This window comes from Duganella zoogloeoides, from assembly GCF_034479515.1.
Lineage (GTDB): Bacteria > Pseudomonadota > Gammaproteobacteria > Burkholderiales > Burkholderiaceae_D > Rugamonas > Rugamonas zoogloeoides.
The window spans coordinates 5,795,356-5,813,476 of record NZ_CP140152.1; the positions used below are offsets into that span (position 1 = coordinate 5,795,356).

Consider the following 18,121-nt stretch of genomic DNA (forward strand, 5'->3'; position numbering starts at 1 on the left):
CATGCAATTCATCAATCCCGCAACCCTGTACGACCCGCGCCCCAACGGCTACACCCACGTCGTCATCGCCGAGGCCCCGGCACGGCTGGTTTACATTGCCGGCCAGGGCGGCGAAGACGTCAACGGCGTGCTGTCGGAAGATTTTGCCACGCAGGTGGCGCAAGCACTGGTCAACCTGCGCGCCGCGCTGCAAGCGGCCGACACCACCCTGGCGCAAGTGGCCAAGGTGACCGCGCTGATCGTCGGCCACGACGAAGCCAAGCTCGCCATCTTCAGCACCGCGCTGCGCGCCGCCTGGGGCGACGCCCCGCCACCAGCCTGCACCCTGATCCCGGTACCGCGCCTGGCGCTCGACGGCATGCTGTTCGAGATCGAGGCGACGGTGGTTGCCAGTCTTCTTGCCGACAAAATCTGAATTGAAATGCTATTCACTTTTCCATTCAAAAACGCATGGTGCTACTATGAGAAATCGGTAAAATTTGCTATTCACTGATTGCTGAATAAGTGTCCAAAATTCAAAACATCGAGCGGGTTCGGCTGCTTCTGCAAAACGGTCCAGCCAAGCCTGCCGCGCTGCTGGAAGCGTTGAACATCAGCCAGCCAACTTTTTCACGGCTGTGGTCCGACGTGCCGGACGGCGTGGTGCTGGGCGCAAGCAAGGCGCGGCAATATGCGCTGCGACGACAGGTTGGCGGGGTCGATGCGCCGATACCGGTATTCCGTGTTGCCACGAACGGGCTGATCACGCCGATCGGCCACCTTGATGTGCTGCCGCAGGACGATGTCATCACGGTCGAATTGCTCGACCTGTTCGGTGCACTGATCGGCAACACCGACAAGCACTACGGCAATATTGCCGTGCGCTGGACGCTTGAACGCCAGCACCGCCTTCTTGAAGCATATGACATGCTGCCCATGCTGTATCGCCCGAACGTCCACGGCGAGATTGTCGAGCGCGCATGGAAGCCTGACTACCTGGGGAACGTGGCATTACGCCATTTATCGCGCTGCCACGGCATGGCGCTGGAGTTCTGGCACGATGTATTGCAAGACACGCGCATCTCGGCGGATTTCAAGACCGTGGCAAACAACCACCTGCGCGCCATACAGGCGCTGGCGACTGCTTAATTCTCGCTACACACCCCGATAGTCCCCCCCGGCAACAACACCGGCTGCCACATCTCCTGCAAGTCGGCCGGTGGCGTACCGTTGACCAGCGCCAGCAGCATTTCGATCATGCGCGCGCCGGCCTTGCGTGGTTCGGGCTGGTCGATGGTGGCGACATTGCCGCCGGCCAGGGAATCGGCCATGCTGCCCCACACTACCACCGACATGTCCTTGCCCATCTCGATGCCGGCGTCGCGCATGGCGCGCACCACGCCGGCGCCGGACATGTGGTTGTCGACAATGACGGCGCTCGGTCGCGGCGAGCAGGCCAGCAACTGCTGCATGGCGTGGTGGCCGCTGCGGCGGTCGATACAGTCGGCGATCAGGTAGCGCGGATCGACCGCCAGGCCGGCGGCCGCCATCGACGCCATGAAGCTGTCGCGCCGCTCGCGCGCAAAATTCATGTCCAGCGAAGCGCTCACCAGCGCCACGCGGCGGTGGCCCAGCGCCAGCAAGCGTTCGAGCGCCAGCTCCACGCCGGCGGCATGGTCGTAGTCGAACCACGCGTACGGCGCATCCTGCTGGGTGCGGCCGTGGGCGATGAAGGGGAACTTGGCTTGCGTCAGGAAGGCGATGCGTTCGTCGTGCACCAGCGTGCGCGAGACGACCAGGCCATCGACGCGGCGCCCGCGCACGATCTGCTGGTAGGCGCGCTGCTCGGTGCCGGGGGAGACAGGGGCGAGGATCAGGTTCTTGTTGAAGGTTTCGAGCGCGCCGGACATGCCGGCCACCACGTCGAGAAACATCGGGTCGGCCAGGTCGGCAGTGAGCAGGGGGAAGATCAGGCCATAGACATTGCTGCGTCCGAGCGCCAGGCTGCGCGCCATCGGATTGGGCTGGTAGCCGGCATCCTGGGCCGCCTTGAGCACGCGTTCCCGGGTTTTGACGTTGACTTCGGGATACCCGTTCAGGGCCCGGCTCACGGTCGTTTTCGACATCCCGAGAAAATTAGCGAGGCGCTGCAAGTTCATAGGGTAACATTCAATGTTGATCATTGATTATAGCGGGGTGGCCAACGCTGCCGCCATGACAACAGATGTTAATCGCAATAAATACAACAAAAATCGGCAAAAAACCTGCTAGCGATGCGGCCAACGTCACGTCCGCCATATTTCATGTTGCCTCCTTGCCTTTTTCGTTTTTCTGGCCTAATCTTTCCTTGAGTGATATCAAATCTGCACTGCCATGCCCGCGGTTCTTGATGGAAGGAAATATGTCGTGGTGACCGTAACTTCTATTAACGCATTGCAATCCGCAGTTGTCCGGGCCGAGCGCCAGGTACAGCAGGGAGAAACACGCGTGAACCAGGATGCGGCCCGCCTGGACCAGAGCGAGAATCAGTTGAGCCGGGACCGCGAAGCGCTGGCGCAAAACCAGCGCGAGCGCACCCAGGCCGCGCGTCCTGCGCTTGAGCCCGCGCCGGCGTTCAATCTCAACCGCGCCATCGAAAATCCCTCGCGCGCCGAGCAGGCCCTGCCGGGATTATTTGCCGCCAGCCGGCCCCAGGTCAATTCCTTGGGCCAGACCATCGGCAAGTTCATCGACGTCACCGCCTGAACTTTTCTTACGCCACTGCTGCGCGGGCGGCAGCTTCCTGCGCCACCAGCGGCGCCCACCACTGCTGCTGTACAACCGTCTCCAACGGCGCCATGATGGACATCGGCATGCCGATTTCCGGCGTGGCCAGCGGCAGCCGCCGTTCGGCCGCCAGCTCGGCAATACGGCTGAACGGATCGTGCCACGGGTGCAGCGACAAATCGAACGTGCCGTTATGGATCGGCAGCATCACCTTGCCGCGCAAGTCGATATGGGCTTGCAGCGATTCCTCGGGCTGCATGTGGACGTCGGGCCATTGCGGATCGTACGCGCCGGTCTCCACCATCGTCAGATCGAACGGGCCGTAGCGGCGGCCGATTTCCTTGAAGCCGTCGAAATAGCCGCTGTCGCCGGAAAAGAAGATGCGTGCCTCGCGGTCCTCGATCACGAACGACGCCCACAGCGTCTTGTTGCGGTCGGTCAGGCCGCGGCCCGAGAAATGCTGGGTAGGCGTGGCCAGCAGGCGAATGCCATCGACCTGCGTGCTTTGCCACCAGCCCAGCTGACGAACCTTGCCAGCCGGAATACCCCAGGCAATCAAGCGGTCGCCCACGCCCAGCGGGGTGATGAACACCTCGGTCGTGGGCGCCAGCGCCATGACCGCCGCATGATCGAGGTGGTCGTAATGGTCGTGCGACAGGATGATGCCCTTGAGTGGCGGCAGGTCTTGCAGGCTGATCGGCGGCTGGTGGAAACGCTTGGGACCGGCCCACTGCAGCGGCGAGGCGCGTTCCGAGAACACCGGGTCGGTGAGCCAGAAGCCACCGTCGAGCTTGAGCAGCACGGTCGAATGGCCGAGGCGGTAAAGGGTGCGATCCGGAGCAGCCAATAATTGCTGCTGCGTCATCGCATGAACGGGAATGGCGGCGCGCGGCACGGTGTCGGCCGGCTTGTCGAACAACATGCGCACCATGATGCTGAGTCCCTTGAGCAACCCCATCTTGTGCATCCGTGCCGGATTGCGGAACCGGCCGTCGCGCGTACGCGGCGCCCCGGGCGCGGTCAGCGCATCAAGGTTGTTGGTCGCAGCCTCTGCAATGACGGACGGATAAGCCATGGGAATCCTCAAGGTGGAAAATACACTACACAGTGTAGTTCCTATTTTTGAGAAAGTAAACTGGTGGGTGTAAAATAGCTGGATGAATGCTCCCATCAAGCTTACCGACCGCAAGCGCCAGGCCATCGTCGATGCCGCCATTGCCGAGTTCCGCGTCAGCGGTTTCGAATCGACCAGCATGGACAAGATCGCCGCCACGGCAGGTGTGTCCAAGCGCACCGTGTACAACCACTTCCCCAGCAAGGACGAGCTGTTCGCGCACATCCTGCAGCAACTGTGGTGCAGCACCTCGTCGCTGGAAGACACGCCATACGACAGCGCCCTGCCCCTGCGCGGGCAATTGCTGGACATGCTGTGGAAAAAAATGGAAATGCTCAAGGATGCGTATTTCCTCGACCTGGCGCGGGTGGCGATTGCCGAGGCGATCCACTCGCCCGAGCGCGCGCACGAAATGGTGGCGCGCCTGAGCGCCAAGGAAGAAGGGATTACGCGCTGGCTGCGCGCCGCGCAGGCCGATGGCAAGTTGCGCGCGGCCGACCCGCTGCTGGCCTCGCACATGTTGCATGGCCAGCTCAAGACCTTCGCCTTCTGGCCGCAGGTCACGCTGAACCAGCCGCCGCTCGATACGACCACCCAGACCACGGTGGTGGAGGCGACGGTGGACATGTTCCTAGCATATTACGGCACGAACGCCACCGCATAAACGGGCGGCAAGGTGGTGGACACCGTCTGCCACTGGCCGCCGCCGTCTTCCGACAGCCACACCCCGCCCGTGGTCGAACCCATCAGTACGCGCTGGCCGTCGTCGCTCACGGCCAGGCCGTGGCGATACACGAGGTCGTAGCAGTGCCGCTGCGGCAGACCGCCGCGCCAGGCAATGAAGTGCCGCCCCCCGTCGATGGTGCGGGTGACGGCCAGCGCGGCATGCGGCGCATAGCGGCGGCTGTCGCTTTCCGCCGGCACGAACCACGCGGTCTCACCGTCAAGCGGATGCACCGCCACCGCAAAGCCGAAGCACGATGACACGTCGCAGCGCACCTCGGTCCACGAGGCGCCGTTATCGACGCTGCGCCAGATGCCGTTGTGGTGCTGGCACCACAATTTATCGGGCTCGCCCGTGCAGCGCACGATGCGGTGCGGGTCCTGGATGGCGCCCTCGTTGGCCAGCTCGGGCGGCATGTAATCGGCGCGCATGCCATGCGCGCGCAGCGCCCAGCTGGCGCCGCCGTCACTGGTGAGCCAGGCGCCGCCGCATGAGACGCCGACCAGCACCGACCGGCTGTCGCGCGGATCGACGCAGATGCTGTGGATGCCCGGCACGTCGTAGCCGCCGCCCATCCACTGCGCCCGCTCGGGCACGTTCCACAACGCTTCCACCAGCTGCCAGCTGGCGCCGCGATCGCTCGATCGGAACAGGCCGCCCGGCAGCGTGCCGGCCCACAGTACGCCCGGTTGATCGGGGCCGCCGGCCGCCAGCGACCAGACCTGTTTGACGGTCCAGTCGGTCTTGTCGTCGCTGCTGTCCGGCTTCGGTGGAAAGGCCGGCGTGGCCACTTCCACCCAAGTATCGCTGCCGGCATCGCGCCGGTGCAGCTTGGCGCCGAAGTGGCCCAGGTTGAGCGCAGCGTACAGGGCGCCGTCGCGGCGGTCGGCCAGCAGCATCGACACCGGATCGCCGGCGAAATGCTGGCGGTCGAGGCGCCAGGCTTCGTGGGTGCGGTAGAGTTCAAACAGCCCCTTGCGGGTGGCCAGAACAGCGTGGTCGGACATGCTAGCCTCCAGATAATGCTTGCAGAATATGGACTTGCGCAGCAGGCGCGAGCGCATCACGCAAGGTGACGCGGTCGCGCGCGGGGCGGCCGTCGATAAAGACCACGACGTTCTGGCGCAGGCGGCCCTGCTCGTCGAGCACGTAGCCGCGCAGGCGTGGCTCGACGGCAAACGCGGTTTCAAGCGCGCTGCGCAGGTCGGCCGCACCGGTGTCCACCTGCGGCACGTCGATGAAACGGGCCAGCTGCCGGGTAAAGATCAGACGCGCCATGATGGGGTGAAGTTCGTCGCGAAGTTGCGGTCGATTCTAGCGCGAAATGGCAGGTGATTCGCTAGAATGACAGGGCGTCAACTACCATCGGAGCACCGCATGTCGATTACGCCACAAGAGCTGGAACTGCTGATGCAGGAAGTGGAGCAGGAAGATCCGATCGATTTCGCCGACCTGCCGTTCGAGGAAGAAGAACTGCGCGGCCTGATCGCCAACCACCTGTGCGAGATGGCCGAGGCCATGGACAACTTCAGCGAGGAAGACAAGCAACTGACCTTGCTGGCGGTGGCGGCCAAGCTGGTACTGGAAAACCTGGTGCTGCACATCCAGTTGCTGCGCCGCCACGGCGTGCCGCTGAGCGCCTCCACCGATGCCCTGCTCGACCGCCTGAGAAAAGGCGGCCAGGGCGGCCAAAGCGACTAGGGAACTTTGCGGGCGGCCGGCGCCCCGATGACGAGATCGGTGTCGGCCACCGCCACGCAAGGGAGAATGTAGCCCTCGCGCTTTTCGTCGAGGCTCACGCCGGGCCAGGCTATGGTGTAGTGAACCGCGCCGCGCTCGAGCCGGCACAGGCAGGTGCGGCAAGTGCCGTTGCGGCACGAGCTGGGCAGGCGAATGCCGGCCTGCTGCGCGGCCGCCAGCACGGTGGCGCCCGCGTCGGCCGCAAAGGTCCAGCCCTGCCCCGCCAGGGTAATCGTGAAAGTGCCGCGCATGCGATGGTCCGCCGGTCAAAAAAGCGCCATGATACGTCACGCCCATGCTTCAAAGGTGCCACGCACCACCGCAGCGAACGGCCATATGGTTCTGGGCAACGGCAGCGCACGCAGGCGCGCCGGGCAATGCAACGGCAATGGCCGGGCGGCAGCCGGTGTCGAGCCGTTAGCTGTGCGCCACCAGCTTCGGCTTGGCTTTGGTTGGCACCGGCCGTGCCGGCGGCGCCACGGCACGGGCGCCGGCACGCGGCGCATGCTGAAGCTTGAACACGGCCATCGCCTGCGACACATTGCGCGCCTGCTCGACCAGGTTGCCTGCGGCAGCGGCGGCCTGCTCCACCAGCGCGGCGTTTTGCTGGGTGATGTCGTCGATCTGGATCACGGCCTGGTTGACCTGGCCGATGCCGGTGCTCTGTTCACGCGTGGAATGCGAGATCTCGGCCATCACGCGCGAGACCTTGCTGACCGACTCGATCACCTGGCCCATGGTCACGCCGGCGCTGTTGGTCAGCGCAGTGCCGGCCTGTACCTTGGAGATCGACATGTCGATCAAGGTCTTGATCTCCTTGGCAGCCGTGGCCGAACGCTGCGCCAGGCCACGCACTTCCGACGCCACCACGGCGAAGCCGCGCCCCTGCTCGCCGGCGCGCGCCGCCTCCACCGCCGCATTGAGCGCGAGGATGTTGGTCTGGAAGGCGATACCGTCGATCAGGCCGATGATGTCGAGGATCTTGGTGGACGAGGTGCTGATATCGCCCATGGTGGTCACTACCTGCGAGACGATCTCGCCGCCGTGCGCGGCCACCTGCTTGGCCTCCTCGGCCAGCTGGTTGGCGCTGGCGACGTTGTTGGCGCTCATTTGCACGGTGGACGTCAGTTCTTCCATGCTCGAGGCGGTCTGCTGCAGGCTCGACGCCTGCGACTCGGTGCGGCCCGACAGGTCCATATTGCCGTTGGCAATTTCAGTGGTGGCGGTAGTGATCTCGGCAAAATTGGCACGCACGTCGCCGATAATGCTGTGCAGGTTGATATTGGTCTGGCGCAGTGCGGCCAGCAGGCGGCCCATCTCGTCGTCGCGGCGCACCTCGATGGAGGCGGTCAGGTCGCCGCCCGCCATCATGCGCGCCGCGCGGGTGGCTTGCTTGAGCGGCAGCGCCACGTTGACATAGAGGCTGCGGCCAAATAACACCATGCCGGCAATGGCAGCGAGCGCAATGCCGCCGAGCCAGCCGCGCGCCTGGTACAGGCTGGTCTCGCCCATGGTCAGCAGGCACAGCGCCACGATCAGCAGCACGCTCGCGCCCATGGTCGTGGCCAGCGCGATCTGCTGGTTGAGCGACATCTTGAGCGACTCTTTCATGCGCGCAAACACGCCGCCGGAGACTCCGCGGCCGTTATGGATGCGCAGGCCGCGCGGGTTGCCGGCCTTGATCTCGCGGTACAGCGCATCGGCCGCGCGCACCTGCTCGCGCGACGGCTTGGTGCGCACCGACAGGTAGCCGACCTGCTTGCCCTGCTCGATCACGGGCGTGACATTGGCCAGCACCCAGTAATAGTCGCCGTTCTTGCAGCGGTTCTTCACCAGCCCGGTCCATGGCATGCCGGCCTTGATGGTGGTCCACAGGTCGGCAAAGGCTTCGACCGGCATGTCGGGATGGCGCACGATGTTTTGCGGCGCGCCCATCACCTCGGCTTCGGTAAAGCCGCTCACTTCGAGAAAATACGGGTTGGCGTAGTTGATGTTGCCCTGCAAATCGGTACTGGAGACGATGGTCTTGCCATCTTCCATGATGTACTCGTTCTGGGTGACGGGCGTGTTGACACGCATGGCAGCTCCTTTGTGGCTTGCTTGTTCTGGATGGGAAAATTATTGACAACTTATGAGAGCAAGAAGGCGAGCCGGGGATTGGGGAGCGCCCACAGGCGCAGCTGGCCTGTGGAACTAGATTAACGTTTACCGCGCCTTAAGAATCTAACCAAATGTATCAAAAGGATGTTTTTTTGTAGCAATACAACAGATGCTCAGTCCGCTTTGAAGTTCTGGCCCAGCGACATTGGCTTATTGAGCAAGATTGTCTGCGGATTGCGGCAGATCAGTACCAGTACCACGATGGTAGCGACATAAGGCAGCATCGACAGGAATTCCGACGGGATGGCCAGCCCCATGCCCTGGCCGTGAAATTGCAGCACCGTGACCCCGCCGAACAGGTAAGCGCCCACCAGCACGCCGCGCGGCTTCCAGGTCGCGAACACCACTTGCGCCAGCGCGATCCAGCCGCGGCCGGCCGTCATGCCCTCCACCCACATCGGCGTCAGCGCCAGCGACAGGTAGGCGCCCCCCAGGCCGGCCATGGCGCCGCCGAACAGCACCGTGCCATAGCGCAGCGCGATGACGTTGAAGCCGATCGCATGCGCGCTGTGCGGCGACTCGCCCACCGCGCGGATCACCAATCCGAGCCGGGTGCGCGCCAGCATCCAGCCAATCACCACCACCAGCGCCACGGACGCATAGGTCATGGCGTCAAAGCGGAACAGCAGCGGACCGATGAACGGCAAATCAGACAGCAGCGGGATGTCGAGGTTGGGCATGCGCTCCACGGTCTGGCCGACGAAACTGCGGCCGAGGAACGCCGAAACGCCGATGCCGAACAGCGTCAGCGCCAGCCCGGTGGCCACCTGGTTGGTTTGCAGGGTCAGCACCAGGAAGCCGAACACCAGCGCCATCAGCATGCCGGCCGCCATCGCCGCCAGCAGGCCCAGCACCATGCTGCCGGTACCCAGCGTGACGCCGAAGCCCACCACGGCGCCGACCAGCATCATGCCTTCCATGCCGAGGTTGAGCACGCCGGAGCGCTCGGTCACCAGCTCGCCCATCGAGGCGACCACCAGCGGGGTGGCGGCGCCGGCGGTGCTGGCCAAAAAGGCGATCAACAGTTCGGTGGTCATCATGCTGGTACTCCTGAAATCCGCTTATGCGGTTTGATGCGATAGTGGATGAACAGGTCGGCCGCCAGCAGGTAGAACAGCAGCAGCCCCTGGAACACGCCGGTGATTGCCGACGGCGCGCCCAGCTCGATCTGCGCGGTCTCGCCGCCGATGTACAACAGCGACATCAACAGCGCCGACAGCACCACGCCCAGCGGATGCAGCCGGCCCACGTACGCGACGATGATGGCGGCAAAGCCGTAGCCGGGCGACACCGATGGCTGCAACTGGCCCAGCGGCCCGGCCACCTCGCCCACGCCGGCCACGCCGGCCAGCGCGCCGCTGACCATGAAGGCCAGCCACACGTTGCGCGGCTCGGAAAAACCAGCGTACAAGGCGGCGGCCGGCGCCATGCCGCTCACCTGCATGCGGTAGCCGGCAAAGGTATGGCGGCAAAAGAACCACGCCGCACCGGCGGCAATCAGCGACAGGATGAACGCCGCGTTCAGCCGCAAGCCCTCCACGAGCAATGGCAGCGTCGCCGACTCGCTGAACATTTTCGATTGTGGAAAGTTAAAACCGTCCGGGTCGCGCATCGGCCCGTGCACCAGGTAGCTGAGCAGGTGGTACGCCACGTACACCAGCATCAGGCTCACCAGGATTTCACTGGTGTTGAACCGCGTGCGCAGCAAGGCGGGGATTGCCGCCCACAGCATGCCGCCCACGGCGCCGGCCACGAGCATCAGCGGCAGCACCCACCACGCCTCCACCTCGTGAAATTGCAGCGCCACGGCGCCGGCTGCGATCGCGCCCACCGTCAGCTGGCCGTCGGCGCCGATGTTGTTGACGTTGGCGCGAAAACCGATGGCCAGGCCCACGCCGCACAGGATCAGCGGCGTCGCTTTCAGCAGCAACTCGCCCACGCCGTACAGGGTGGTCCATGGCTTGATGAAGTACACGTAGAACGCGTGCAGCGGCTCCTGGCCGAGGAACAGGAACAAGAGCGAGCCGGTGGCCAGCATCGCCGCCGCCGCGATCAGGGGCGAGGCCAGCATCATGCGCCGGGACGGTTCGGGACGTTTTTCAAGCCGGGACATTCGAATCTCCTTTGACTGCGCCTTGATAGTTGAAATCGCCGCTCATCCACACGCCGACTTCGTTGATGCTGGTGTCCACCGTGGGCACCGCGCGCGACAGGCGGCCATCGGCCAGCACCGCGATGCGGTCGCTGAGCATGAACAACTCCTCGATTTCCTCCGACAGCACCAGCACCGCCACGCCGGCGTTGCGCATGTCGATGATGGCCTGGCGGATCAGCATGGCCGCGCCGATATCGACACCCCAGGTTGGCTGGGCAAATACCATCACTGTCGGCGCCAGCATGATCTCGCGCCCGACGATGAACTTTTGCAGGTTGCCGCCCGAGAGGCTGGCAGCGGCCGACCGCTCGCCGCCGCACTTGACCTTGAAGCGCTCGATGACGTCGCGCGCGAACGCCCCCACCGCGCCGCGTTTGACCAGGCCACGTTTGACCATGCCGGTGGCCGGCGGCACATAGCCGGTCAACAGCGCGTTGTCGGCCAGCGACAGGTCGGGCACGGCGCCACGGCCCAGCCGCTCCTCGGGCACGAAGCCCAGGCCGCGCTGGCGCCGCTGCGCCGCGTTGAGCCCTCCCACATCCTGGCCGAACATATTGATTGCGCCCTGGCGCCGGCCCAGCGGCCGCTCGCCCGAGATGGCCTTGAGCAGCTCCTGCTGGCCGTTGCCGGAAATGCCGGCAATGCCCACGATCTCGCCCGCACGCAGCGCCAGGCTGATATCCTTTAAACGCGTGCCGAACGGGTCGTCGCTCTCAATGTTGAGGGCGTCGAGATGCAGCACCACGTCGCCCGGCTGCTGCGGCGTACTGACGCACACGGGCAGCTCGCGCCCGATCATCAACTCGGCCAGCGACCGCGAGCTCTCCTGCTTCGGTAACGCGGTGCCGGACACGCGCCCGCCGCGCAGCACGGTGGCCTTGTCGCACAGCGTCTGGATTTCGTCGAGCTTGTGGCTGATGTAGACGATGCTCACGCCCTCCGCCGCGAGCCGGCGCAGCGACTCGAACAGTTTCAACACCGCGTCGGGCGTGAGCACCGACGTCGGCTCGTCCATGATCAGCAGTTTCGGCGACTGCAGCAGGCAGCGCACGATCTCAACGCGCTGGCGCTCGCCCACCGACATGCTGTGCACCAGCCGCGCCGGATCGAGCGGCAAGCCATATTGTTCCGAGACGGCGCGGATGCGCGGCGCCAGCGCCGCCGGCGACGTTTTCTCGTCGAGCGCCAGCGCGATGTTCTCCGCCACGGTCAGCGTTTCGAACAGCGCGAAGTGCTGGAACACCATGCCGATACCGAGCTTGCGCGCATCGTGCGGCGAGTTGATATGCACTTGCCGGCCTTCCCACATGATCTGGCCGTCGTCGGGTTTCACCACGCCGTAGATGATCTTCATCAGCGTGCTCTTGCCGGCGCCGTTCTCGCCCAGCACGGCGTGGATTTCGCCGGGCATGACAGTCAGGTTGACATCGGCGTTGGCCACCACCGAGGGATAGATCTTGGAGATGCCCAGCATCTGCAAGCGCGGTTCAGTCATCTGCCGGTCCTTTATCGTATACAAATCGGATACCGCAGCTGACGCAAGTAATATGCCACCGACTCCTCAGAGCAAGCATGCCGCTTCTCCGTGCGTCCTGCACTAAAGGGGGATGCTCCGCTCCCCAAAAGCGTGCAGGTGGATGCAAAAACAAAGTAATTTCGTACACAATCGTGCGGCGATTTTGTTGCTTCTGCTAGCACGCTTCCTGCTTTGTACGGGTAGTACTACTGATATGGAGCCCCACAATGCCCGACCCGCGCAAAGCCGATCCAGCTGCCGTCAAACGCGGTACCACCGCCATCGACATGCGTATCTATAAGGCGGTAGTCACCGCCGTGATGAGCCACCGCCTGCCACCCGGCACTCACCTGGGCGAAGCCGATTTCTGCGAGCTTTATCAAGTGAGCCGCACCACCGTGCGCAAAGCGCTGCAACGCCTGGCGCACGACCACATCATCGAGCTGCGGCCCAACCGTGGCGCGGTGATCGCCTCGCCCACGCCACAGCAGGCGCGCGAGATTTTCGCCGCCCGCCGCGCGCTCGAACGCGAGATCGTGCCGCTGGTGATCCGCCATGCCACGCCGGATTCACTCAAGCAGATCCGCGCCGCGCTGGCAGCGGAAGACGCGGCCCGGCGCAGCGGCGACCGCGCCGCATGGATACGCCTGGGCGGCGAATTCCACCTGCTGCTGGCGCAACTGGCCGGCAACCACGTGCTGCTGCGCTTCATGGGAGAGCTGGTGTCGCGCTGCTCGCTGATCATCGCGCTGTACGAAACCCCGGGCAGCGCCATGTGCGAAAACGACGAACATCAGGACCTGGCCACGCTGATCGAGCAGGGCAAAGTAAAAGAAGCGATCCACCTGATCGAACACCACCTGCTGGCGATCGAAGCGCGCCTGCACCTGGCGGGACAGGACCGCAAGGTGAACCTGGCGCAGGCGCTCAGCGGCCTGTAAATACAGCAAAGACGCTGGCCTGATCCTTGCTAAAGAGGTAGGCAGGAAAGCACTGACCATCAACTTACCGGAGCCCGCACATGCCACGTCGTTCACGTCTGATCCGCTGCACCGCAGTTCTCGCACTTCTTGCCGCCAGCACCGTCGGCACCAGCCAGGCGGCCGACTGGAGCGACACGTCGCTCAGCTACCGCTACGGCACCAAGTTCGCCGAGCCGTTCAACGACAATGACATCACCAAGAACATCGTCAACTTCAGCCACGTCTCCGGCTACAAGTACGGCAAGAACTTTTTCAGCGTCGATCTGCTGATGTCGTCCAATCTCGATCCGTCGTCGGCCGGCTCCAACAGCGGCGCCCACGAGGCGTACGCGGTGTACCGCCACACGCTGGACTTCGGCAAGATCGCCGGCAAGAGCTACGCCTTCGGCCCCGTGCGCGGCGTGGGCGCCACCCTGGGCTTCGACTACAACAGCAAGACCGACGCCGGCTACAACTCCAAGAAGCGCATGGTCGTCGCCGGCCCGACGTTGATGTTCGACGTGCCCGGTTTTCTCGACGTGAGCGTGCTGGCGATCTGGGAATCGAACGCGCCGTACAGCACCTTCACCAACCAGGCCACGCCGCGCTACTCGTATAAAACCCACGCCATGCTGACCGGCGCCTGGGGCATCCCGTTCGACATCGGCATTCCGCTCAGCTTCGAGGGCTATGCCAACTTCATCACCGCCAAGGGCACCAACGAATTCGGCGGCGGCACCGCGCCGGAAACCAATATCGACATGCAGATCATGTACGACATGAGCGGCGCCATCGGCGCGGGCAAGAACACGTTCAAGGTGGGCGTCGAGTACCAGTACTGGAAGAACAAGTTCGGCAACCCGGACCGCAACAACAACGGCGCCACCGCCCGCACGCCGATGGTCCGCGCCGAATATCACTTCTGATCACTTTTAATTCACCCTTCAAGGAAAACGCATGATGAATCGCCGCACCGCATTGACCGCCATTGCCGCCGCCTGCACCCTGGCCGCCGCCATCCCGTCGTTCGCCGCCGAGCCGTTGAAGGTGGGTTTTGTATACGTGGGCCCCGTCGGCGACGCCGGCTGGACCTACGCCCACGACCAGGGCCGCCTGGCGCTGGAAAAAGCCCTGGGCGCCCAGGTGAAAACCACCTTCGTTGAAAACGTGCCCGAAGGCGCGGACTCCGAACGCGTGATCCGCAAGCTAGTCGCCGAAGGCAACAAGCTGATTTTCACCACGTCGTTCGGCTATATGAACGCCACCGAAAAAGTGGCCAAGTCCGCGCCCGGCGTCACGTTTGTCCACGCCACCGGCTTTAAAAGCGCCAAGAACCTGGCCACGTACGAATCGCGCCTGTACGAGGGCTCGTACCTGAACGGCATCCTGGCCGGCAAGATGACCAAGTCGAACACGCTCGGCTTCATCGCCTCGTTCCCGGTACCGGAAGTCATCCGCAACATCAACGCGTTTACGCTGGGCGCCCAAAGCGTCAATCCGAAAATCAAGACCAAGGTGATCTGGGTGAACTCGTGGTACGACCCGGCCAAGGAACGCCAGGCAGCGGAAACCCTGGTGGCGCAAGGCGCGGACGTGATGGCGCAAAACACCGACTCGCCGGCCACGCTGCAAGTGGCGCAGGAAAAAGGCGTGTACGCATTCGGCTGGGATTCCGACATGTCGCGCTTCGCACCGAAGGCGCACCTGACTGCCGCCACCAACGACTGGTCGGGCTACTACATCGACACCGCCAAGGCGGTGATCGCCGGCACCTGGAAGACCAGCGACTATCGCGGCGGCCTGAAGGAAGGCATGGTCAAGATGTCGAAACTGAACGCGGTGGTGCCGGCCGATGCGGCCAAGATTTACGAGGAGAAGAAGGCGGCGCTCACCGCCGGCACGTTTGCCCCGTTCACCGGTCCGATCAAGGACCAGACCGGCGCCGTCAAGTACGCCGCTGGCGTGCGCGCGCCGGAAAAAGACCTGCTGCAGATGAATTTCTATGTGCAGGGCGTCGATGGCAAGATTCCAAAATAAGGAGCGCACAATGACCGCCACCGCGCAGGATCACGCATTCATCACCGAAGTCCTGGCGCTGGCGCAGCGCTCGCGCGACGAGGGCCACCATCCGTTTGCCGCCATGGTCGTGGCGGCCGACGGCACGGTGATTTCGTCGGCGATGAATGCGTCATCGAGCGATCGCACTGCGCACGCCGAGATGAACGCGCTGCGCCTGGCCTCGCAGCAGTACGGCCCGGCCGAACTGGCCACGGCCACGTTGTACGCCAACGCCGAACCATGCGCCATGTGCAGTGGCGGCACCTACTGGAGCGGCGTGGGCAGGGTCGTGTATGCGCTGTCGGAAGCAAGCCTGCTGCAACTGACCGGTAGCGATCCCGAAAATCCGACCCTGGCGCTGCCATGCCGGACCGTCTTCGCAGCCGGCCAGCGTCCGACCGAAGTGATCGGGCCGCTGCGCGAGGACGAGGCCCGGCTGGCGCATGCCGGGTTTTGGGATGGCGGAGGAAATAGCTGATCGAACAAGGTTGTTGCCCGCAAGTGATGCTTCCGGGCCACAACCGGGGTCGGCGTGCAGGCGCGGGGGCTGGCTGCAATCGACAGCGATTGCTAATTTTTCGTAATCGGATCACAGTATCACCCTGAACCAGGCATCACGCGATGCGGGGGAGATAACTATGACGAGATTACAATTATTAGCCGCCACAGCGGCAACGGTCGGCAGCCTGTCCATGGCGCCGATACACGCCCAGACACCACCTGCCGAGCTGACCGCGAATATGACGGCCAAGGCAGCCGTGGCCACGCCGTATTCCGATGCCTATGTGCCGCGCTCGATGCGCCAGCCCAAGCGCGATGTCGCCCCTGCTCCGGCAACCGGTCCGGGGCCCATACTGCTGCGCCTGCAACCGATGCAGAACCTGAAAAAGCGGTTCAATGATGCCGACCTCGACAACAGCGGGACGCTCAACCGCGAGGAAGCGCACCAGGCCGGCCTGGCGGTGGTCGAGAAAAATTTCGACAACATCGACACCGCCCAGCGCGGCCACGTCACCATCGACGACGTCAACGCCTACCTGATCCGGCGCCGCGAAGAAGCCAACTCCCGATAAAGGTATCGGGCCTCGAAAACCGTGGCGGGACACGCAGCAGGTTTGCGAGCCCTATACCGGCGGCGCGTCCGAGCGGGGCAGCGCCAGCGTAAAGACTGCACCCTCGCCCGGTACGCTGCGCACGGTCAGGCTGCCCTGGTGCACCTCGGCCAGTTCGCGCGAGATGTACAGGCCCAGGCCCAGGCCCGATGGCACTTCGTTGCCCACGCCGCGCTCGTACGGTTCAAAAATTTTCTGCTGCAGCTCGGGCGCGATGCCAGGGCCCTGGTCGCGCACCTCCACCAGTACTTGTTCCTCCTGCACCGTAAGCACCACCGCCACCGGCCGCTGGGCGCCGTAGCGCATGGCGTTGGTCAGCAGGTTGACGACGATCTGCTCGATGCGGAACTCGTCCCACCAGCCGGACACGGGCGTGCCGGCATCGAGCCCGATGCTGCAACCGGCGGTCGATGCCTGCGGCGTCAAGTCGTGCACCACGCGCCGCAGCAGTCCCGACATTTCCACCCAGCCCGGCCGCAACGACAGCTTGCCGGAACGGATGCGCGACACGTCGAGCATGTCGTCGATCAGGCGGATGATGCTCTGGATCTGGCGGTCGTCGCGCGCGACCATGCGCTGCAACTGCTCGGCACCGAAGGCCGCCATGTTGCCGCGCTCGAGCTGCATCTTGCGCAATTGCGTTTCCAGGTACAGCGTGTTGAGCGGCGTGCGCATTTCGTGCGAGACCATCGACATGAATTCGTCGCGCATGGCCAGCGCGCGCTGCAACTGCGCTTGCGCCACGTTCAGTTCGGCCAGCATGGCTTCCTGCGCCTGCCGTGCTTCCTCGAGCGCCTGCACCTGGCGCCGCATCGCTTCGCGCTGCTCCCACAGCGCCACGAACACTTCGACCTTGCCGCGCACGGCGCGCGAATCGAGCGGCTTGTACAGCACATCGACCGCGCCGGCCTCGTAGCCCTTGAACGAGTAATTGAGTTCCTTGCCGGCGGCAGTGACGAACACGATCGGGATTTGCCGGGTTTTCTCGGTGCCGCGCATCAGTTCGGCCAGTTCGAAACCGTCCATGCCCGGCATCTGCACGTCGAGGAAGGCCATGGCAAAGTCGTGCTGCAGCAGCAGCGCCAGCGCTTCGTCGCCCGAACCGGCCTGGAAGATCTCGCGGCCCGGGCCCCGGATCACGGCGTTCAGGGCTTGCAGGTTTTCCGGCAGATCGTCAACGATCAGCAGTTTGGTCGGTTGCTCGGCTTGCATCAGTTCTTCTCCAGCTTCAACAGCAATGTATGGATCGCGTCCAGCGGCAGCACCAGGTCGGGGTGGCGCACGCGGATCGCTTCCTGCGGCATGGTCGCCACTTCGGCATCTTGCGGGTCTTGCACCACGGTGAGGCCGCCGGCGCGGCCGATGGCCGCCATGCCTGCGGCGCCGTCATGGTTGGCCCCGGTCAGTAATATGCCCATCAGGGCCGGCCCGTAGGCATCGGCCGCCGACTCCATCAGGATGTCGATCGATGGCCGGGCAAAATTACGCGGCGCTTCGCAGCTTAACGAAAAGCAGTAATCCGACTCGACAGACAAATGGTAGCCGGAACCGGCAAAGTAGAGCGTCCCGGACGTCAAGGTTTCCTTGTCGGCCGCTTCGCGCACCGGCAGCGCCATGCGCTGGGCGAACACGTCGGCCAGCTGGCTTTGCCGGTTTTCCGGCACGTGCAGCACCGCCACCACGGCCGGCGCATACTGCCTGGGCAAGCCCGGCAGCAGCTTGAGCAGCGCACCGACGCCGCCGGCCGAGGCGCCGATGATCACCGCCTTGATGCGAGTGCGGTGGCTGGCCAGGACGGCGTCGATCGCGGCAAGCGCGGTGGCGGCATCGAGCAT

21 protein-coding genes are annotated in these 18,121 nt (G+C 64.3%); 10 read left to right on the forward strand and 11 right to left on the reverse strand.

What is annotated here, in order from left to right:
- The first annotated feature begins 1 nt into the window (after position 1).
- Positions 2-415, forward strand: coding sequence for a RidA family protein (locus SR858_RS25500; protein WP_040378109.1), 414 nt, complete (start codon positions 2-4; stop codon positions 413-415).
- 89 nt (positions 416-504) lie between these two features.
- Positions 505-1,128 (forward strand): hypothetical protein, encoded by a 624-nt coding sequence (locus tag SR858_RS25505; protein ID WP_019923920.1) that lies wholly within the window; start codon positions 505-507, stop codon positions 1,126-1,128.
- Here the strand turns inward: SR858_RS25505 and SR858_RS25510 are convergent.
- Entirely contained in the window at positions 1,125-2,138 is a 1,014-nt protein-coding gene (locus SR858_RS25510) for a substrate-binding domain-containing protein (RefSeq protein ID WP_026637648.1), read from the reverse strand. The genes SR858_RS25505 and SR858_RS25510 overlap by 4 nt on opposite strands.
- Before the next feature lie 328 nt (positions 2,139-2,466).
- On the opposite strand from SR858_RS25510, the gene SR858_RS25515 reads away from it, so the two are divergent.
- Positions 2,467-2,724 (forward strand): hypothetical protein, encoded by a 258-nt coding sequence (locus tag SR858_RS25515; RefSeq protein ID WP_019923922.1) that lies wholly within the window; start codon positions 2,467-2,469, stop codon positions 2,722-2,724.
- 7 nt (positions 2,725-2,731) lie between these two features.
- Here SR858_RS25515 and SR858_RS25520 read toward each other — a convergent pair whose 3' ends face one another.
- Positions 2,732-3,820: an MBL fold metallo-hydrolase gene (locus SR858_RS25520; RefSeq protein ID WP_019923923.1), complete on the reverse strand. Its 1,089-nt coding sequence runs from the start codon at positions 3,818-3,820 to the stop codon at positions 2,732-2,734.
- Positions 3,821-3,902: 82 nt separating this feature from the next.
- Here SR858_RS25520 and SR858_RS25525 point away from each other — a divergent pair, with 82 nt between their 5' ends.
- Positions 3,903-4,523 (forward strand): TetR/AcrR family transcriptional regulator, encoded by a 621-nt coding sequence (locus SR858_RS25525; RefSeq protein ID WP_019923924.1) that lies wholly within the window; start codon positions 3,903-3,905, stop codon positions 4,521-4,523.
- Here the strand turns inward: SR858_RS25525 and SR858_RS25530 are convergent.
- Complete coding sequence (locus SR858_RS25530; RefSeq protein ID WP_019923925.1) at positions 4,499-5,590, reverse strand: WD40/YVTN/BNR-like repeat-containing protein; 1,092 nt, start codon at positions 5,588-5,590, stop codon at positions 4,499-4,501. The two genes, SR858_RS25525 and SR858_RS25530, sit on opposite strands and share 25 nt — an antisense overlap.
- A 1-nt stretch (position 5,591) precedes the next feature.
- On the reverse strand, positions 5,592-5,861 hold the full coding sequence (locus SR858_RS25535; RefSeq protein WP_019923926.1) for a MoaD/ThiS family protein: 270 nt from the start codon (positions 5,859-5,861) through the stop codon (positions 5,592-5,594).
- A 99-nt stretch (positions 5,862-5,960) separates the two neighbouring features.
- Between SR858_RS25535 and SR858_RS25540 the strand changes: the two genes are divergently transcribed.
- On the forward strand, positions 5,961-6,284 hold the full coding sequence (locus tag SR858_RS25540; protein WP_019923927.1) for a hypothetical protein: 324 nt from the start codon (positions 5,961-5,963) through the stop codon (positions 6,282-6,284).
- Here the strand turns inward: SR858_RS25540 and SR858_RS25545 are convergent.
- The 5 genes from SR858_RS25545 to SR858_RS25565 all read right to left on the reverse strand — a co-directional run bounded on the left by SR858_RS25545 (position 6,281) and on the right by SR858_RS25565 (position 12,133).
- On the reverse strand, positions 6,281-6,574 hold the full coding sequence (locus SR858_RS25545) for a 2Fe-2S iron-sulfur cluster-binding protein (protein WP_019923928.1): 294 nt from the start codon (positions 6,572-6,574) through the stop codon (positions 6,281-6,283). The two genes, SR858_RS25540 and SR858_RS25545, sit on opposite strands and share 4 nt — an antisense overlap.
- A 166-nt stretch (positions 6,575-6,740) precedes the next feature.
- Positions 6,741-8,402 (reverse strand): methyl-accepting chemotaxis protein, encoded by a 1,662-nt coding sequence (locus SR858_RS25550; protein WP_019923929.1) that lies wholly within the window; start codon positions 8,400-8,402, stop codon positions 6,741-6,743.
- A 194-nt stretch (positions 8,403-8,596) separates the two neighbouring features.
- Complete coding sequence (locus SR858_RS25555; RefSeq protein ID WP_019923930.1) at positions 8,597-9,523, reverse strand: ABC transporter permease; 927 nt, start codon at positions 9,521-9,523, stop codon at positions 8,597-8,599.
- The gene (locus tag SR858_RS25560) at positions 9,520-10,596 is read right to left on the reverse strand and encodes an ABC transporter permease (protein WP_040378100.1); all 1,077 of its coding nucleotides are present in this window, start codon (positions 10,594-10,596) and stop codon (positions 9,520-9,522) included. The genes SR858_RS25555 and SR858_RS25560 overlap by 4 nt, the downstream gene beginning before the upstream one ends.
- Positions 10,583-12,133 (reverse strand): ABC transporter ATP-binding protein, encoded by a 1,551-nt coding sequence (locus tag SR858_RS25565; protein ID WP_019923932.1) that lies wholly within the window; start codon positions 12,131-12,133, stop codon positions 10,583-10,585. Before SR858_RS25565 ends, SR858_RS25560 begins: the two co-directional genes overlap by 14 nt.
- A 248-nt stretch (positions 12,134-12,381) precedes the next feature.
- On the opposite strand from SR858_RS25565, the gene SR858_RS25570 reads away from it, so the two are divergent.
- The 5 genes from SR858_RS25570 (at position 12,382) to SR858_RS25590 (ending at position 16,247) form a co-directional block, all read left to right on the forward strand.
- Positions 12,382-13,095: a GntR family transcriptional regulator gene (locus SR858_RS25570; RefSeq protein WP_019923933.1), complete on the forward strand. Its 714-nt coding sequence runs from the start codon at positions 12,382-12,384 to the stop codon at positions 13,093-13,095.
- Between the two features lie 80 nt (positions 13,096-13,175).
- Positions 13,176-14,042 carry a hypothetical protein gene (locus SR858_RS25575; RefSeq protein ID WP_019923934.1) on the forward strand — a complete coding sequence of 289 codons (867 nt, stop codon included), beginning with the start codon at positions 13,176-13,178 and terminating at the stop codon, positions 14,040-14,042.
- A gap of 31 nt (positions 14,043-14,073) precedes the next feature.
- Positions 14,074-15,153 carry a BMP family ABC transporter substrate-binding protein gene (locus SR858_RS25580; protein WP_019923935.1) on the forward strand — a complete coding sequence of 360 codons (1,080 nt, stop codon included), beginning with the start codon at positions 14,074-14,076 and terminating at the stop codon, positions 15,151-15,153.
- 10 nt (positions 15,154-15,163) lie between these two features.
- The gene (locus SR858_RS25585) at positions 15,164-15,652 is read left to right on the forward strand and encodes a nucleoside deaminase (protein WP_019923936.1); all 489 of its coding nucleotides are present in this window, start codon (positions 15,164-15,166) and stop codon (positions 15,650-15,652) included.
- Between the two features lie 160 nt (positions 15,653-15,812).
- Positions 15,813-16,247 (forward strand): EF-hand domain-containing protein, encoded by a 435-nt coding sequence (locus SR858_RS25590; RefSeq protein ID WP_154820094.1) that lies wholly within the window; start codon positions 15,813-15,815, stop codon positions 16,245-16,247.
- Positions 16,248-16,298: 51 nt separating this feature from the next.
- Here SR858_RS25590 and SR858_RS25595 read toward each other — a convergent pair whose 3' ends face one another.
- Together SR858_RS25595 and SR858_RS25600 are read right to left on the reverse strand one after the other, a co-directional pair.
- Entirely contained in the window at positions 16,299-17,498 is a 1,200-nt protein-coding gene (locus SR858_RS25595; RefSeq protein ID WP_019923938.1) for a hybrid sensor histidine kinase/response regulator, read from the reverse strand.
- Positions 17,498-18,121 (reverse strand): chemotaxis protein CheB, encoded by a 624-nt coding sequence (locus tag SR858_RS25600; protein WP_019923939.1) that lies wholly within the window; start codon positions 18,119-18,121, stop codon positions 17,498-17,500. Before SR858_RS25600 ends, SR858_RS25595 begins: the two co-directional genes overlap by 1 nt.

Bases quoted from the DNA above. Each gene is read 5' to 3' on its own strand.
- SR858_RS25535 (WP_019923926.1), bottom strand. From the start codon at position 5,861: ATGGCGCGTCTGATCTTTACCCGGCAGCTGGCCCGTTTCATCGACGTG.
- SR858_RS25570 (WP_019923933.1), top strand. From the start codon at position 12,382: ATGCCCGACCCGCGCAAAGCCGATCCAGCTGCCGTCAAACGCGGTACC.
- SR858_RS25510 (WP_026637648.1), bottom strand. From the start codon at position 2,138: ATGAACTTGCAGCGCCTCGCTAATTTTCTCGGGATGTCGAAAACGACC.
- SR858_RS25550 (WP_019923929.1), bottom strand. From the start codon at position 8,402: ATGCGTGTCAACACGCCCGTCACCCAGAACGAGTACATCATGGAAGAT.
- SR858_RS25560 (WP_040378100.1), bottom strand. From the start codon at position 10,596: ATGTCCCGGCTTGAAAAACGTCCCGAACCGTCCCGGCGCATGATGCTG.
- SR858_RS25520 (WP_019923923.1), bottom strand. From the start codon at position 3,820: ATGGCTTATCCGTCCGTCATTGCAGAGGCTGCGACCAACAACCTTGAT.
- SR858_RS25575 (WP_019923934.1), top strand. From the start codon at position 13,176: ATGCCACGTCGTTCACGTCTGATCCGCTGCACCGCAGTTCTCGCACTT.
- SR858_RS25600 (WP_019923939.1), bottom strand. From the start codon at position 18,121: ATGCTCGATGCCGCCACCGCGCTTGCCGCGATCGACGCCGTCCTGGCC.
- SR858_RS25525 (WP_019923924.1), top strand. From the start codon at position 3,903: ATGAATGCTCCCATCAAGCTTACCGACCGCAAGCGCCAGGCCATCGTC.
- SR858_RS25540 (WP_019923927.1), top strand. From the start codon at position 5,961: ATGTCGATTACGCCACAAGAGCTGGAACTGCTGATGCAGGAAGTGGAG.
- SR858_RS25500 (WP_040378109.1), top strand. From the start codon at position 2: ATGCAATTCATCAATCCCGCAACCCTGTACGACCCGCGCCCCAACGGC.
- SR858_RS25590 (WP_154820094.1), top strand. From the start codon at position 15,813: ATGACGAGATTACAATTATTAGCCGCCACAGCGGCAACGGTCGGCAGC.
- SR858_RS25580 (WP_019923935.1), top strand. From the start codon at position 14,074: ATGATGAATCGCCGCACCGCATTGACCGCCATTGCCGCCGCCTGCACC.
- SR858_RS25530 (WP_019923925.1), bottom strand. From the start codon at position 5,590: ATGTCCGACCACGCTGTTCTGGCCACCCGCAAGGGGCTGTTTGAACTC.
- SR858_RS25555 (WP_019923930.1), bottom strand. From the start codon at position 9,523: ATGATGACCACCGAACTGTTGATCGCCTTTTTGGCCAGCACCGCCGGC.
- SR858_RS25585 (WP_019923936.1), top strand. From the start codon at position 15,164: ATGACCGCCACCGCGCAGGATCACGCATTCATCACCGAAGTCCTGGCG.
- SR858_RS25545 (WP_019923928.1), bottom strand. From the start codon at position 6,574: ATGCGCGGCACTTTCACGATTACCCTGGCGGGGCAGGGCTGGACCTTT.
- SR858_RS25565 (WP_019923932.1), bottom strand. From the start codon at position 12,133: ATGACTGAACCGCGCTTGCAGATGCTGGGCATCTCCAAGATCTATCCC.
- SR858_RS25595 (WP_019923938.1), bottom strand. From the start codon at position 17,498: ATGCAAGCCGAGCAACCGACCAAACTGCTGATCGTTGACGATCTGCCG.